The following is a 14,126-nucleotide window of genomic DNA, read 5'->3' on the forward strand; positions in this document are numbered from 1 at the left end:
GCGCCGCGGCTCATATTGATGAGGCGCGCATCGCGGCGGCGGTAGAGCTAATTAGCCTGGCGTACGAGTGAGTGTTCGATTCCGCGCCACGACTTTTTCGTGGGGGAGGTCTTTGGCCGACATGAAAAACGCCATCAGCGCATCACGGTTCAGCGGCGCGCACGCGATGTCGGCCGGCGCCAGCGCCGACCTGAGTTCATCTATGCGTAACTTGGAACAGAAAGCCGGTGTACCTGGCTGCTGGTGCCAAGAGGCGATAAGCAATTACTACGGTGAGCCGCGTAACTTCGCCGTCACTCTGCGATACGAAAACAGACTTGCTCTGGGCTCGCCGTAGAACAGTGGTTTTGCGGCGAGACAGCAAGGTATGCACCGAGCGTCGACCAGGCGGCTCTTTTCTCCCCAACCGGCCTGTCGCGACAGGCCGCTTCTGGCCGAATGGACCCACAGCGGCTAGATGAACGATTGCCGAGATACGCCGCGCGGAAGGCGGTTTCGACCTGGCAATTGCTCTAGGTGTTGCTGCCATTCGGCACGAGGTGACATAGCAGGGGACGGCTTCGCAACTTCAGCAGCTGCTACTGCAGCTTTCTCTGCCTTCGCGGCGGCTCTCAGTTCGGCAAGGCTTGGCGTCTTGCGAACCGGTTCGTTAACCAGTTTTTCGACAGAGCGAAGGCAGAGCTTGCATGAAACCTGGGCCACATTCTGGGTGCTTTTCAGAGCCGATCCAGTGCGTCCGCATGCAGCGTTCTCCGGGGACGCTAAGAAATGAATGACCAACGTATTGTCTCCTGCATTTTGGGGCGCGGGATTCTACACAGTCACTCTGCGAGGGCAACATAAAATCCCAACGCAAAAGCCGAGGCTGCCGGACAGCCTCATAGACGACGAATGCAAACGGTCAAAATAGGCAGCTAGCGGCCCTGCCTGCTGGGCGCGCAAACCGTGCTTTCTCGATTCATCAGCTCAGCCTCGTGAAGTATCAACCCCATGCCGAATGCATGAGAAAAGTTACGCCTCTGGCTGATAGCAGACAGCGACTGAGTGTCGAGATTGCTTGACTTGGTTGTGCCGGCACCTTTTTCGGCTGCTCCATAAGCCTGCATGAGATAACCTTGCGCCACGAATCAACCATGAAGCTGTGAACTGAACGATGGGTTTTGAGCAACTAGCTGAGCTACGTGACCGCCTGCGGGCTGAAAAACAACAAGTGCAGAATGATCGCCCAAAGCAGCGCAAGCGGGACTCCACCCCGCAGGCCAAGCCTCGTGAGCAGGACCCTGCAATGGAAGCGATCTGGCGATTGCAGAAGCACTTTCCATTGACCTTCCCGGTCAACCCAGCCCCCAAGGTTCCGCTCAAAGAGGGCATCCTCAAGGATGCCGAGCAACACCTGGAGCTGCTCGGACTGACCAGCGAACAGCTCAAGCAGGGCATCGCTACTTGGTGCAGGGGCAGTCGCTACTGGGCAAGCATGACGGAGAACGCGCCTCGTCTGGACCTAAACGGTCAGGCCGTTGGTACGGTGACGGCCGCGCAGGCGTTGCATGCCAAGCAGCAGGCTTCGCGGCAGCGTGGGCAAGCGCGACGTAATCAGTCGAAGCCGAAGGACCGCCCCCAGGACCCCACCGCCGATACCGTTGCGTAACTTCCAGGGTTACTCGACCTTTGCCGACTGTGACCTGATCGGCCTCGGCGTGTCCTCGATCGGCAAGGTCGGCGACAGCTACAGCCAGAGCGTCAAGGAGCTTTCCCAGTACTACGCGCGGCTCGATCAGGGCCTGCTGCCGGTGCACCGCGGCTATCGCCTGAACGCCGACGACCAGTTGCGCCGCGACGTGATCAGCGACCTGATGTGCCATGGCCGCATCGACTTCGCCAGCATCGAGGCGCGCCACAATATCCACTTCAAGGAGTACTTCGCCGAGGCCCTGGGCCGGCTCGACGAGCACGTGGCCGATCAGTTGGTGGCGATCGACGACGAGGCGCTGGTGCTGTTGCCCCAGGGCCAGTTGATGATGCGCAGCGTGGCCATGGCCTTCGATGCCTATATCGGCGGGGCGCAGAAGGGCAGCTTCTCGCGCACGGTATGAGGAGATCGGGGTGAGTAGTTACGGCTTGTTGCATGTCTTGCATTTGCTCGGCGCCATCGGCTTTATCGGCACGCTGTTCTATGAGGTGGCGATTCTCGCCAGGGTCAAGCCGCAGCTCGATCCTCAGCAGTTGGGCACCTTGGAGCGCGCCCTCGGCGCCCGCACCCGCACGGTGCTGCATGGCGTCGTGGTGCTGGTGTATGGCGCCGGGCTGGGCCTGGCCTGGCAGCATCGGCAGGCCCTGAGCGCGCCGTTGGCCAGCAGTTTTGCCACTTTGCTGACGCTGAAGATTGCCCTGGCGCTGAGTGTGTTTTTCAGCTTCGGCGCGGTGGCCGTGCTGCTGCGCAGCGGGCGCATGACGCCGGCGCTGTATCGCCAGCTGCACTGGGCGGTGCTGGCGCAGATGGTGCTCATCGTGTTGTTGGCCAAGGCGATGTTTTACCTGCACTGGTAGGGTCTGTTGCCGTTTCGGCACAGCCGCGACGGAGCCGTTTTTTGCGCACGGCAAGGCGCGAGATGCGAAGTTTAGCGGGCTAAATGAGCCATCGAGCAACACCGCTGTGCGCAAAAACGGCCCGTCCCTTCGGGTTGCGCGGCAAATGGCGCCAAGCGTCGTTGCAGGACTTGGCAAGGGAATGACCATTGCCGGCGTCCCGCGCCTAGCCTGGCGCCATTTGACGCAGCAACGCGGTTTGCGCCGAAACGGCAACAGACCCTAGTCCTGGGCTCACTGCGACCAGGCTGATTGCGCCGCGGCTTGACCGCAATCAAGTGGCGCCCGCGGGTGACTTGAGGGCCGTGCCTGCCGGCGGGTAGCGTGTAGGCCTGAACAGTCCCGTGGTGAGGTAGCAGTCGTGAAGGTGCCGGAAAACACAGTGGTGATCGATGCCGAGCGGGCTGCGCCGTTCTATCAGGCGCTGGGCAATGAAGAGGAGTTGTTCCAGCAGGCCTGGCAGCACGGCATGCCGGTGTTGATCAAGGGGCCGACCGGCTGCGGCAAGACCCGCTTCGTCCAGCACATGGCCCATCGCCTGAATCTGCCGCTGTTCACCGTGGCCTGCCACGACGATCTGAGCGCCGCCGACCTGGTCGGGCGCCATCTGATCGGCGCCCAGGGTACCTGGTGGCAGGACGGCCCGCTGACCCGTGCGGTGCGCGAGGGCGGTATCTGCTACCTGGATGAAGTGGTCGAGGCGCGCCAGGACACCGCCGTGGTCCTCCACCCCCTGGCCGACGACCGCCGCGAGCTTTATCTGGAGCGCACCGGCGAAGCGCTGCGTGCGCCGCCCGGTTTTATGCTGGTGGTGTCGTACAACCCCGGCTACCAGAACCTGCTCAAGGGCATGAAGCCGAGCACCCGCCAGCGTTTTGTGGCCATGCGCTTTGACTACCCGGCAGCCGCCGAGGAGGAGCGCATCGTCGCCAACGAGGCCCAGGTGGATGCGCCGTTGGCGGCCCAGGTGGTCAAGCTCGGCCAGGCATTGCGCCGTCTGGAACAGCATGATTTGGAAGAAGTGGCCTCGACCCGCCTGCTGATTTTCACCGCGCGGATGATCCGCTCCGGCATGAGCCCGCGCGAGGCCTGCCTGGCCTGCCTGGCCGAGCCGCTGTCGGATGACCCGCAAACGGTGGCGGCGTTGATGGACGTGGTCGATGTCCACTTCGCCTGAGGTACTGGCAACGCACGGCTGCTGGGATGCAGGAGGTAGGGAGACGCAGGAGGCCAAAGCCGAGGTGGTTTTTCCGCGGCCTGCCAGGCGTCTGCCGGGCGATCTGGCCATGTGGTTTTTCATCCTCGCCGAGCTGACGGTCTTTGCCCTGCTGATTATCACCTTCGCGGTGACCCAGGCTCTGCAACCGGCCTTGTTCCACAGCAGCCGCGCGGCGCTGGACAGTTCCATCGGCCTGGCTCTGACCTTGAGTTTGCTCACCGCCGGCCTGCTTGCCGCTCTGGCCCAGGTCCAGGTGGGACGCGGGCGGGCGCGGCGCGGTGCCTGGTTGTTGCTCGCTGCGTTGCTGTCGGCCAGCGTGTATGTCGGGCTCAAGCTCAGCGAATACGCCCATCTGGTCGGCCAGGGGCTGGGGATAGAGCACAACAGCTTCTACACCCTGTACTGGCTGCTCACCGGCTTTCACTTCCTGCATGTGCTGCTGGGCATGGTCATCCTGGCCTGGCTGGTGGTGCGCTGCTGGCGTCGCCAGCAGGTCGGCGACGATGCGGTGCTGGAGTCGGGCGTGCTCTATTGGCACATGGTCGACTTGATCTGGGTGCTGCTGTTTCCCCTGGTATACGTGCTCAATTGACGAGGTTGCCATGTCCACTTCGCAGCTATTGATCGGCGCCTGGCTGGGTCTGGTGCTGCTCTCGGTCGGCAGTGTGCAGCTGGGCAATGCCGGCGCCGGCCTGGGCCTGGCGGCGGCGGTCTTGCTGGCGGCCCTGGTCAAGGCCTGGCTGATTGCCGACAACTTTATGCACCTGCGCCATGCGCCGCCGCTGTGGCGTGGGTTGCTGCTGGGCTGGCCGTTGCTGGTGGGGGCGCTGGTGCTGCTGACGTTGTGGTTGCAGCGCGCGACCTAGGACAACTTCGCTAATGATGCTCGAACGCCGCAGTTGTAGTGTCTGAAGGATTGGTTCCGCCCTTACGGCGGGTCACTTTTGGCAGTCGCCCCAAAAGTAACCAAAAAGTCTTGCCCCTGGCATGCGGCCCGACTTCGTCGGGTTCCCTCGCTCCATCATTGCTCCAGGGGCACGCCGCGAAGGGCCATCCCTGGCCCATCGCGGCTCTCGCGGCATCCATGCCGCTCAACCCCTTACGCAACGATTCCACTCGGCCTCCTGATGGGGCGTTTGTCCGGGCGCGGATTTCTGGGTTCGACGTTAGAGCGTGTGGGCGCACACCACCTGGCCGTGTTGGCAAACCCCAACCCCACCTCAATACCCGAGCCTAACCATCGGATGTTCTTGATTGCCATCAAGCGGGTTTCGTTAGGGGGCTTTCTACAATGAGCGCGCCAAGTAATGAGGAACCGGCCATGTCAGAGACCTTCACGAAGAGCATGGCCAGGAATATCTACTTTGGGGGGAGCGTGTTCTTCTTCCTGGTATTCCTGGCTTTGACTTACCACACCGAGCAGACCTTTCCCGAGCGCTCCAATGCCGAACAGATGAGTGAGGCGGTCGTGCGCGGCAAGCTGGTCTGGGAGCAAAACAACTGCATCGGCTGCCACAGCCTGCTGGGCGAGGGCGCGTACTTCGCTCCCGAGTTGGGCAATGTGTTTGTCCGCCGCGGTGAAGATGCCGGCTTCAAACCGTTCCTGCAGACCTGGATGAAGATTCAGCCGCTGGGCGTGCCGGGTCGTCGTTCGATGCCACAGTTTCATTTGAGCGAGCAGGAGGTCGACGACATCGCCGAGTTCCTCAAGTGGACCTCGAAGATCGACACCAACCAATGGCCGCCAAACAAGGAGGGCTGATAGATGACTATTGCAAATCCACATCTGAAATTCGCCTCGCAAGCCGTGGCTAAACCTTACTTCGTGTTTGCCCTGATGCTGTTCCTCGGGCAGATCCTGTTCGGTTTGATCATGGGCCTGCAATACGTGGTGGGCGACTTCCTGTTCCCGCTGATCCCCTTCAACGTGGCGCGGATGGTGCACACCAACCTGCTGATCGTTTGGCTGTTGTTTGGCTTCATGGGGGCGGCCTACTACCTGGTCCCGGAAGAGGCCGACCGCGAGCTGCACAGCCCACTGCTGGCGAAGGTCCTGTTCTGGGTGTTTGCCGCCGCCGGCGTGCTGACCATTCTCGGCTACCTGTTCGTGCCTTATGCGGGCCTGGCCAAGCTGACCGGCAACGACCTGCTGCCGACCATGGGCCGGGAGTTCCTTGAGCAGCCGACCATCACCAAGATGGGCATTGTGGTGGTGGCCCTGGGCTTCCTCTACAACATCGGCATGACCCTGCTCAAAGGCCGCAAGACCACCATCAGCATGGTTATGATGACCGGCCTGATCGGCCTGGCGGTGTTCTTCCTGTTCTCCTTCTACAACCCGGAGAACCTGGCGCGCGACAAATACTACTGGTGGTTTGTCGTGCACCTGTGGGTCGAAGGCGTGTGGGAACTGATCATGGGCGCGATGCTGGCCTTCGTCCTGGTGAAGATCACCGGCGTGGACCGCGAAGTGGTCGAGAAGTGGCTGTATGTGATCATTGCCATGGCGCTGATTACCGGCATCCTCGGCACCGGTCACCACTTCTTCTGGATTGGTGCGCCCGAGGTGTGGCTGTGGGTTGGCTCGATCTTCTCGGCGATGGAACCCATTCCCTTCTTCGCCATGGTGCTGTTCGCCTTCACCATGATCGGCAAGCGTCGTCGCCAGCACCCGAACCGCGCCGCGACCCTGTGGGCCAAGGGCACTACCGTGACGGCGTTCCTCGGTGCCGGCGTGTGGGGTTTCCTGCATACCCTGGCTCCGGTGAACTACTACACCCACGGCTCGCAGCTCACTGCCGCCCACGGTCACCTGGCCTTCTACGGCGCTTACGCGATGATCGTGATGACCCTGATCAGCTATGCCATGCCGCGTCTGCGCGGGATCGGTGAAGCACCCGACGAGCGCTCGCAAACCATCGAGATCTGGGGCTTCTGGCTGATGACCCTGTCCATGGTGCTGATCACCCTGTTCCTCACCGCTGCCGGTGTGATGCAGGTGATTCTGCAGCGCCTGCCAACCGATATTGATGGCACGGCGCTGTCGTTCATGAACACCGTCGATCAGTTGCAGGTGTTCTTCTGGCTGCGTCTGGCGGCCGGGGTGGGCTTCTTCATCGGCCTGGCGTGCTACCTGTTCAGCTTCAAGCGGCGCGGTCAGGAAGTGCTGACCGGCGCACCGGCTGCCAGCCGCTAAGGCCGTCGTGGGCTAACTAAAACTCGGTCCGGCTGGTACAGCGGGCCGTTGTTGCTTGTACACCGTCGCGAGGCAAATACATGGCCTTTACCGTCGAACTGGAAGAGTGGGTGGGCAGCGTCTGGCACCGCTTTATCACCCGTCGTGCCAGCCCGGACTTTCCCGAGGCGCGGGTCGAACTGGCCAGCCTGCAGCGCCCGCTGGCCCTGTTGTTTCGTGCCATGGGCGGCGCCAGCGGGATTGCCCTGGAGGCCGCCAGCCCACGCCAATTGCTGCTGCGACGTAACCTGTTGCAGCAAGTGGCCGGCACCTGCAAGCAACTGCCGGTGGCCTGGTGCGATAGCAGCAACCTGCGCCTGCCGCCGAGCCTGGCGGTGTACCCGGATGCGGGCCTGAACCAGGAGCTGTATCGCTGGCTGGCCCTGCTCGCTGCGCAGGCCGGCGACATGCGCCACTGGGCGCTGGACAACCAGCGCTGGACGGCGGAGTTGTTGCAGCGTTATCCGGCCCTGCGTCCGCGTTACCAGCGGCTGATCGAGGCCCACCTGCAATTGCGCCCCGATCCGAGCCAGCTGGCTGGCGGCGAGGCGGCGCTGGAGCGGGCCTTGTGCCAGGCCCTGCGCGAACCTGGCAGCGTCCACCAGTTTCCCCGCAGCGAACGAGCGCCCTGGCCCTTGCCGCTGTGGCTGTACCCGGCGCAGAACCTCGGCGAGCCACAGGCTTGCCAGTTGGGCGAGGAGAGCGACGGCCAGCTGCTGAACGCCCCCGAGCAGAAGCAACTGGCGCGCAAGCAGGCCAAGCGGGTCGAGGAAAGCACCAGCAAGGGCGGCCTGCTGATCTTCCGTCTGGAGAACCTGTTCAGCTGGTCCGAGCATATCGAGCTGGACCGTTGCAGCGATGACAGTGAAGACCTGGACGCCGCGCGGGTCGCCGAAGACCTCGACGAGCTGGCGTTGTCCAAACAACGCCTGCGCAAGGGCGGTGGCCTGAAGCTGGACCTCGACCTGCCGCCGGCGGATGTCGACGACATTCCCCTCGGTGACGGCATCAAGTTGCCGGAGTGGGATTACCGCAAGCAGTCCCTGCACCAGGACTTCGTCAACCTGCAGATGTATCTGCCCCGCGGCAGCGAGGCGCAGCCCCTGCCGGCACGCCTGGCGCCGCTGGCCAAGCGTCTGCGCCGGCAGTTTGAACACCTGCGCAATGATCGCCAGTGGCTGCGCCAGCAAACCCAGGGCAGCGAGCTGGACCTGCAGGCCTGGCTGGATTTTCACGTCGAGCGCCAGCACGGCCACTGTGCCGAGCGCGGCCTGTTCATGCAGCAGCGCGCCACCCGTCGCGACCTGGCCTGCCTGCTGCTGGCCGACCTGTCGATGTCCACCGATGCGCACCTGGACGACCAGCACCGGGTCATCGACGTGGTTATCGACAGCCTGCTGCTGTTCGGTGAAACCCTCTCGACCCTGGGCGATCCGTTCGCCCTGTACGGCTTCTCGTCCCTGCGCCGGCAACAGGTGCGCATGCAGGAGCTGAAATCCTTCAGCCAGCGCTATGACGACCACACCCGCGGGCGCATTCAGGCGCTCAAGCCCGGCTACTACACGCGCATGGGCGCGGCCATCCGCCAGGCCACGCAACTGATGAGTTCGGGCAAGCAGAAGCGCAAGTTGTTGTTGCTGGTCACCGACGGCAAGCCCAACGACCTGGACCTGTACGAGGGCCGTTACGGCGTCGAAGACACCCACGAGGCGGTGCTGGAAGCGCGCCGCGCCGGCTTGTTGCCGTTCTGCATCACCATCGACCAGCAGGGCGGCGATTACCTGCCCTATATGTTCGGCGCCAACGGCTACACCCTGATCCGCCAACCGCAACAGCTGCCGCTGCGCCTGCCGCAGCTGTACCGGCAGTTGACCCAGCTGTGACGAGGGCCGCAGGCGGATTCCCTAGGGACGGCGCGCACCAACAGCCGCGCCCGGATCTGGTCCGGGCTACGGCTTGTTGGTTGAGGGGGCTGGGGGCTAAGTGAGGCTGCGTGGCAGCCAGATGCTCATGACCGCGCAGAACAGCGCCAGGCCAATGCAGAACCACATGAAGCGTTGCTGGCGGCGCAGGTTGAGGTTGTCGGCCTGGGTCGGCAGGGGCATGCCGCAATGGGCGCAATTGGCTTGCGGATCTTGGGTGTCGCGTTGGCAGTACAGGCATTGGGACATGACAGGTGCTCGCTGGTGGCATCTGCGCCGGCGGGGTCAGGCCGCTGGCGCAGACCTGTGGCTCACTCGAATTTTTGCAGGCGCTGGGGGTCGAGAACGCTGATCAGGCGGCCATCCTGGCTGATGATGTGTTCGTCGGTGAGGCGCCGGATGATCCGCGAGAAGGTTTCCGGCTGGATCGACAGATGGCCGGCAATCAATTGCTTGGCCATCGGCAGTTCGAAGCTGCTGGCGGCCTCGTGCAGCGGCGCCATCTGGGTCAGCAGGTAGCGCACCACGCGGTGGGTGGCGTTCTTCAGCGACAGGGTCTCGATTTCATTGAGGCGCTGGTGCAGGCGCACCGACAGCCGGCCGAGCAGGGCAAAGGCCAGGCGGTTGTTGTTCTGCAGCAGCTGCATATAGGTGTGGCTGGACAGCTTGTACAACTGGGTGGGGCCGATGGCTTCGGCGCTGGCCACATAGTTGGAGGTGTCCATCAGCATCATGGCTTCGGCGAAGGCCTGGCGCTCGCCGATCACGTCGAAGACCTTTTCCTGGCCGTCCGGGGTCAGGCGGTAGATCTTTACCGAGCCGGAGATCACGAAGTAAAACGCGCTGGCCGGTTCGCCCTGGCGAAACAGCGGCGAGCCTTTGTCGACATTGAGCAGTTGGCTGGCGCTCATCAGCTCGTCCATCTGCTCCTCGTTCAGCGGTTCGAACAAGTGATGGCTGCGAAGAATCTGGTGATGTACGCGGTGCAACACCATGAGAGGCATCCCTGTGGTTGGTGGCATGGTGGGCCTGACGCTGTCAGGCCTATCGGGCGATGTGGAAATGCAGCTAGGGCGTGATGCTGGCGGCGCTGAAGGCCAGGCCGCTGGCCAGGGCCAGGGTCAAAGTCAGCAGGCCAAACCAGAGCAGCGGCTGCAGGGCGCGTTTGATCATGGCGGTGGCTCCTGGTGTCGGTGCGCCCGTTGCCGGGCGCGGCTTGGCTTACACCGGGCTCGGGGCCGGGGCATGCGGGGCATTGGCGAACAGCACGTTGTTTTCCAGATGGATGTGCTGCATCAGGTCGTTACGCAGCTCGTCCAGGCCGCGATAGAGGGCGCGCCAGGTGTTGCAGGCGTTGCTCGGCGGGGTGATGTTGTCGGTCAGGTCGAGGATGCGCTGCAGGGCTTCGCCGTGCTGGTCATGCTCCATGCGCATCACCGAGATGGGCGCGGCAGCAGATGCGCCGAGGCCGTCGAGCAGCACCGGAAAGAGAATCCGCTCTTCTTTGAGCATGTGGCTTTCCAGCTCCTGCTGCATCTCGCGCAGGTGATCGGCCAGACCGTTGGGACAGTTGTCGCGCTCACCATGCACCTGTTCGACGCGACTGGCCAGGCGGATCAGCTCCGGCAGTTGTTCGCGGTGGCGGGCATGGAAACGGCTGAGAATATGGGCAATCAATTGCTCGGCGGGGGCCTGGCGCCAGTCCTCGCCGTTGCCGGGTTGGCCGCGCAGGGCCTGCAGTTCGGCGGCGACTTCTTCCGCGGCGATGCCACGGCGTTTGGCGGCCTCGCTCAGGCTCAGCTGGCCACCACAGCAGAAGTCCAGATTGAAGGCGTGGAATACCCGCGTGGCGCCGGGAATCTCGCAGGCCAGGGCGCCGAGGGACTGGTCCAGTAGCTGTTGAGTCATGGCAATGTCCTTGGGAATTGATCAGTGATGATGGGTTACTGGTCAATAGCAGGACTCGTGCCAGAATTAAGTCATTGAAATTAAACGATTATTTATAATGCGTGGTTAATTTCACCCTGATTTATTAAGGTTCTTTTGACCGTATAGGGTGAAAATGACCATGCTTGAAGCCAGTCTGCTTGCCGACCTGATCGTCGAACTGCCCAATGCGGCCCGCCTGCTCGACCTCGACCCGAGCAACCTGCATAAACTGGCGCGACGACTGGGCTTGAAGTAAGCCGGCGGCAGGCGCTTGAGTTGACGGTGATCAATGGGTTGTTCTCGGCGAACCCTGAGACTGCAGCCTGAAGCTCGGCCAGGATCGCGACATGTGTGCAGCCATTGAATGGAACAGTCCGCTGATCAAGCGCTACGGACACGCCGCGCGGGCAGGTGGCAGTTACCCGGAGAACACCCAGTTCCATCGCGGCATTGCCGCCCTGGATCTGTTGCGTGCCATGCGCAGCAGCCGTCTGGCACAGCGCCCGCTGTCTGTGGCCGTGCAGTTGCCGATGGCCGGCGACCTTGGCGTGTACCTGGAGCACCTGGCACGTGAGATCGATATGCTCGGCTGCCACCTTGGCGCGACCCAGCGGGTCCAGCAGTTTCATCTCGCCGGCAGCCTGCCCAATGCCGTCGAGCTCAATCGCCTGATGGAGCATCTGCAGCGACGCTTTAACTTCCAGCCCTATGCCGGCGGCGACAACAGCATCGACATCGATCTGCCCCATGGCTCCTGGGCGACCATGGGCCTGCTGCGCGAGCAGGGCTTCAATCATGTCAACATCGGCGTGCCGGACATCAACCCGGCCAATGGCAAGACCCAGGTGGATTTCCAGAGCCCGCGGCAGACGCGCTCGCTGATCGAGGCCGCGCGCACCCTGGGTTATCGTTCAGTGAACATCGACCTCGGCTATGGCCGGGCCTGGCAGACCACCAGCAGCTTCGCCCGCAAGGTGGCGGCCATCATTGAGTTGCAACCCAGCCGTGTGCGGATCTTCGACTATGCCCATCCACCGCGTCGCTACCGCGTCTTGCAGCGTCTGGTGGCCAGCGGCTTTGCCGCCCAGGCGGACAAGTGGGTCATGCGCCGCCATGCGGTGGAGCAACTGCTGGCGGCCGGCTATGGCTATATCGGCCTGGGACAGTTCGCCCTGGCCGACGATGACCTGGCCGTCGCCCAGGAAAACGGCCAGCTGCATTACAACTGTCAGGGCTTCAGCCGTCACGCGTGTGACCACCTCGGCCTGGGCCTGGCGGCCAACAGCCAAATCGGCGAGCTGCATGTGCAGAATATCGGCGACGTGCAGCACTACCAGCAGCAGCTGGCCATCGGTCAGCTGGCGCTGTTCCGCGGCCTGCGCTGCAACCTCGAAGAGCAGCTGCTGCGCGCGGCAAGCGAGCGCCTGTTGTGTGATTTCCAGCTGGATTTTTCCGCCCTGGAGGCGCGCTTCGGCGTCGATCTGCGCGCGCATTTCGCCGGTGCCTGGCCACGCCTGGAGCAGATGGACCGCGACGGTCTGATCATCCTCACCCCTCACTCCCTAGAGGTTCCGGCGGCCGGGCGCTTGCTGGTCGGCGCCGTGTGCCAGGCGCTGGAACACGGCCACGCGGCGCAGCGCGAACACGGCCTGCAACGCTCCCTGCGTTAGTGCCATTGGCCTAAACCTGCACGCTCTTAAGTTTTTTTCCGCCGAATGATTCTGGTCAAGCGCGGATGCTCTGCCGCGGGCGTTTAATCGGCTCAGGCGTTAAAAATCATAAGTGTTGCAACCCGTAATGGATGAGGGCTAGGCGATGAAAGAGCGCAATTACACACGGGTAAAACAGGTACTGGCGGCGGCTTCCTGCGCCTGGGCGTTTGCTCCGGCAGGCGCGGTTTTCGCGGTGGAGGCGGCATTGCCGGTGATCGTGCAGGAGTTGGTGGCACCGCCGGCGGTGCCGGCGCCGATCACCCGTAAAACCCCGGCGCGGGTGGTGGTCAACCTGACGGTGGAGGAGGTCGAGAAAGAGATTGCTCCCGGCACTCGTTACATGTTCTGGACCTTTGGCGGCACCGTGCCGGGCAAGATGATCCGTGTGCGTGAAGGCGATACGGTGGAGCTGCACCTGCAGAACCTGGCCAGCAACAAGCTGCCGCACAACATCGACCTGCACGCCGTCACTGGGCCGGGCGGTGGTGCGGAGCCGACCCTGATCGCGCCGGGCAATGAAGCAACCTTCACCTTCAAGGCGCTGGCCTCGGGCTTGTACGTGTATCACTGCGCCACTGCGCCGGTGGGCATGCACGTGGCCAACGGCATGTACGGGATGATCCTGGTCGAGCCCAAGGAGGGCATGAGCAAGGTTGACCGTGAATACTATGTAATGCAGGGCGACTTCTACACCAACGGCGCCTACCGTGCCGAGGGCCTGCAGAATTTCGACATGCAGAAAGCCGTCGATGAGAAGCCCACCTATGTACTGTTCAACGGTGCCGATGGAGCCCTCACCGGCAAGAGTTCGCTGACTGCCAAAACCGATGAGAAAGTGCGCATGTTCTTCGGCGTCGGTGGCCCCAACCTGGTGTCCAGCTTCCATGTCATCGGGGCGATCTTCGACCGCGTGTATGGCGATGGCGGCAGCCGCTATCAGGAGAACGTGCAGACTACCCTGGTGCCGCCAGGCGGCTCGACCATCGTCGAGTTCGTGCCCAAGGTGCCGGGTAACCTGACCCTGGTCGACCACTCCCTGACCCGCGCCTTCAACAAGGGCGCCGTCGGCCTGCTGGCCGTCAGCGGTGAGGCGCGGCCGGAGATCTACGGCAAGGGCATCAAGACCCCGCTGCCCGCCGTGGCCGGCACGCCGGTCAAGGCCGCGGCGCCCGTCGTGGCCGTTGGCGATGCGTCCCAGGCGCGCGGCAAGTCGGTCTACGAGCGCGTCTGTGCGGCCTGCCACCTGCCCGATGGTGCTGGCGTGGCCGGGGTGTTCCCGCCGCTGGCCAACTCCGACTTCTTCCAGGAGCGGCCCTATGAGATGGCCCACATCGTGTTGCACGGCCGCAGTGGCGAACTGGTGGTCAACGGCCAGCACTACAACGGGGTGATGCCGCCCCAGGATCTGAACGACGAGGATGTGGCTGCCGTGATCAACTACATCAACGTGGCCATGAATGACGGCAAGCCGGTGCTCAACGCCGAGCAGGTCAAAGCCATGCGGCAGATCAAGCACTAGTGAT

General features: G+C 63.2%; 14 protein-coding genes and 1 pseudogene. 11 read left to right on the top strand and 4 right to left on the bottom strand.

All coding sequences use genetic code 11. The features are described from left to right. Positions 1-453: 453 nt before the first annotated feature. Complete coding sequence (locus tag F3I16_RS21240) at positions 454-780, bottom strand: hypothetical protein (RefSeq protein ID WP_256670202.1); 327 nt, start codon at positions 778-780, stop codon at positions 454-456. A 373-nt stretch (positions 781-1,153) separates the two neighbouring features. Between F3I16_RS21240 and F3I16_RS16200 the strand changes: the two genes are divergently transcribed. The 9 genes and pseudogenes from F3I16_RS16200 (at position 1,154) to F3I16_RS16240 (ending at position 8,923) form a co-directional block, all read left to right on the top strand. Then, a complete protein-coding gene (locus F3I16_RS16200; RefSeq protein WP_160494586.1) occupies positions 1,154-1,648 on the top strand; it encodes a ProQ/FinO family protein in 495 nt (164 codons plus the stop codon). Beyond that, positions 1,644-2,093 (top strand): annotated as a pseudogene (locus F3I16_RS16205) (coproporphyrinogen III oxidase); the annotation flags it as partial. The gene F3I16_RS16200 and the pseudogene F3I16_RS16205, both read left to right, overlap by 5 nt. Positions 2,094-2,103: 10 nt before the next feature. Next, positions 2,104-2,547, top strand: a complete 444-nt coding sequence (locus F3I16_RS16210; protein ID WP_160494587.1) for a hypothetical protein — start codon at positions 2,104-2,106, stop codon at positions 2,545-2,547. A 427-nt stretch (positions 2,548-2,974) separates the two neighbouring features. Beyond that, positions 2,975-3,763, top strand: coding sequence for a CbbQ/NirQ/NorQ/GpvN family protein (locus F3I16_RS16215; RefSeq protein ID WP_160494625.1), 789 nt, complete (start codon positions 2,975-2,977; stop codon positions 3,761-3,763). A 109-nt stretch (positions 3,764-3,872) separates the two neighbouring features. Next, positions 3,873-4,397 (top strand): cytochrome c oxidase subunit 3, encoded by a 525-nt coding sequence (locus F3I16_RS16220; protein WP_160494588.1) that lies wholly within the window; start codon positions 3,873-3,875, stop codon positions 4,395-4,397. A gap of 10 nt (positions 4,398-4,407) precedes the next feature. Next, complete coding sequence (locus F3I16_RS16225; RefSeq protein WP_160494589.1) at positions 4,408-4,671, top strand: cytochrome C oxidase subunit IV family protein; 264 nt, start codon at positions 4,408-4,410, stop codon at positions 4,669-4,671. Positions 4,672-5,126: 455 nt separating this feature from the next. Further along, positions 5,127-5,567 (top strand): cytochrome c, encoded by a 441-nt coding sequence (locus tag F3I16_RS16230; RefSeq protein ID WP_160494590.1) that lies wholly within the window; start codon positions 5,127-5,129, stop codon positions 5,565-5,567. A gap of 3 nt (positions 5,568-5,570) precedes the next feature. Continuing rightward, positions 5,571-7,001: a cbb3-type cytochrome c oxidase subunit I gene (locus tag F3I16_RS16235; RefSeq protein ID WP_047585463.1), complete on the top strand. Its 1,431-nt coding sequence runs from the start codon at positions 5,571-5,573 to the stop codon at positions 6,999-7,001. An 80-nt stretch (positions 7,002-7,081) separates the two neighbouring features. Then, complete coding sequence (locus F3I16_RS16240) at positions 7,082-8,923, top strand: nitric oxide reductase activation protein NorD (RefSeq protein WP_160494591.1); 1,842 nt, start codon at positions 7,082-7,084, stop codon at positions 8,921-8,923. Positions 8,924-9,019: 96 nt separating this feature from the next. Here the strand turns inward: F3I16_RS16240 and F3I16_RS16245 are convergent, their stop codons facing one another. The 3 genes from F3I16_RS16245 to ytfE form a co-directional block, all read right to left on the bottom strand. After that, positions 9,020-9,211 (bottom strand): DnrP protein, encoded by a 192-nt coding sequence (locus F3I16_RS16245; protein ID WP_160494592.1) that lies wholly within the window; start codon positions 9,209-9,211, stop codon positions 9,020-9,022. 62 nt (positions 9,212-9,273) lie between these two features. Then, entirely contained in the window at positions 9,274-9,957 is a 684-nt protein-coding gene (locus tag F3I16_RS16250) for a Crp/Fnr family transcriptional regulator (RefSeq protein WP_160494593.1), read from the bottom strand. A 226-nt stretch (positions 9,958-10,183) separates the two neighbouring features. Next, positions 10,184-10,870, bottom strand: a complete 687-nt coding sequence (gene ytfE / locus F3I16_RS16255) for an iron-sulfur cluster repair protein YtfE (RefSeq protein ID WP_160494594.1) — start codon at positions 10,868-10,870, stop codon at positions 10,184-10,186. Between the two features lie 368 nt (positions 10,871-11,238). Between ytfE and F3I16_RS16260 the strand changes: the two genes are divergently transcribed. Together F3I16_RS16260 and nirK are read left to right on the top strand one after the other, a co-directional pair. Then, positions 11,239-12,561, top strand: a complete 1,323-nt coding sequence (locus F3I16_RS16260; protein ID WP_160494595.1) for a coproporphyrinogen III oxidase — start codon at positions 11,239-11,241, stop codon at positions 12,559-12,561. Between the two features lie 145 nt (positions 12,562-12,706). Then, positions 12,707-14,122, top strand: coding sequence for a copper-containing nitrite reductase (nirK, locus tag F3I16_RS16265; protein ID WP_160494596.1), 1,416 nt, complete (start codon positions 12,707-12,709; stop codon positions 14,120-14,122). The last annotated feature ends 4 nt before the right edge of the window (positions 14,123-14,126 follow it).

This window comes from Pseudomonas sp. L-22-4S-12, from assembly GCF_009799935.1.
In the GTDB taxonomy this organism is placed as follows: domain Bacteria; phylum Pseudomonadota; class Gammaproteobacteria; order Pseudomonadales; family Pseudomonadaceae; genus Aquipseudomonas.

Coding starts and splice junctions, on each gene's coding strand:
- F3I16_RS16200 (WP_160494586.1), top strand. CDS start 1,154: ATGGGTTTTGAGCAACTAGCTGAGCTACGTGACCGCCTGCGGGCTGAA.
- F3I16_RS16220 (WP_160494588.1), top strand. CDS start 3,873: ATGTGGTTTTTCATCCTCGCCGAGCTGACGGTCTTTGCCCTGCTGATT.
- F3I16_RS16225 (WP_160494589.1), top strand. CDS start 4,408: ATGTCCACTTCGCAGCTATTGATCGGCGCCTGGCTGGGTCTGGTGCTG.
- F3I16_RS16230 (WP_160494590.1), top strand. CDS start 5,127: ATGTCAGAGACCTTCACGAAGAGCATGGCCAGGAATATCTACTTTGGG.
- F3I16_RS16235 (WP_047585463.1), top strand. CDS start 5,571: ATGACTATTGCAAATCCACATCTGAAATTCGCCTCGCAAGCCGTGGCT.
- F3I16_RS16240 (WP_160494591.1), top strand. CDS start 7,082: ATGGCCTTTACCGTCGAACTGGAAGAGTGGGTGGGCAGCGTCTGGCAC.
- F3I16_RS16245 (WP_160494592.1), bottom strand. CDS start 9,211: ATGTCCCAATGCCTGTACTGCCAACGCGACACCCAAGATCCGCAAGCC.
- F3I16_RS16250 (WP_160494593.1), bottom strand. CDS start 9,957: ATGGTGTTGCACCGCGTACATCACCAGATTCTTCGCAGCCATCACTTG.
- ytfE (WP_160494594.1), bottom strand. CDS start 10,870: ATGACTCAACAGCTACTGGACCAGTCCCTCGGCGCCCTGGCCTGCGAG.
- F3I16_RS16260 (WP_160494595.1), top strand. CDS start 11,239: ATGTGTGCAGCCATTGAATGGAACAGTCCGCTGATCAAGCGCTACGGA.
- nirK (WP_160494596.1), top strand. CDS start 12,707: ATGAAAGAGCGCAATTACACACGGGTAAAACAGGTACTGGCGGCGGCT.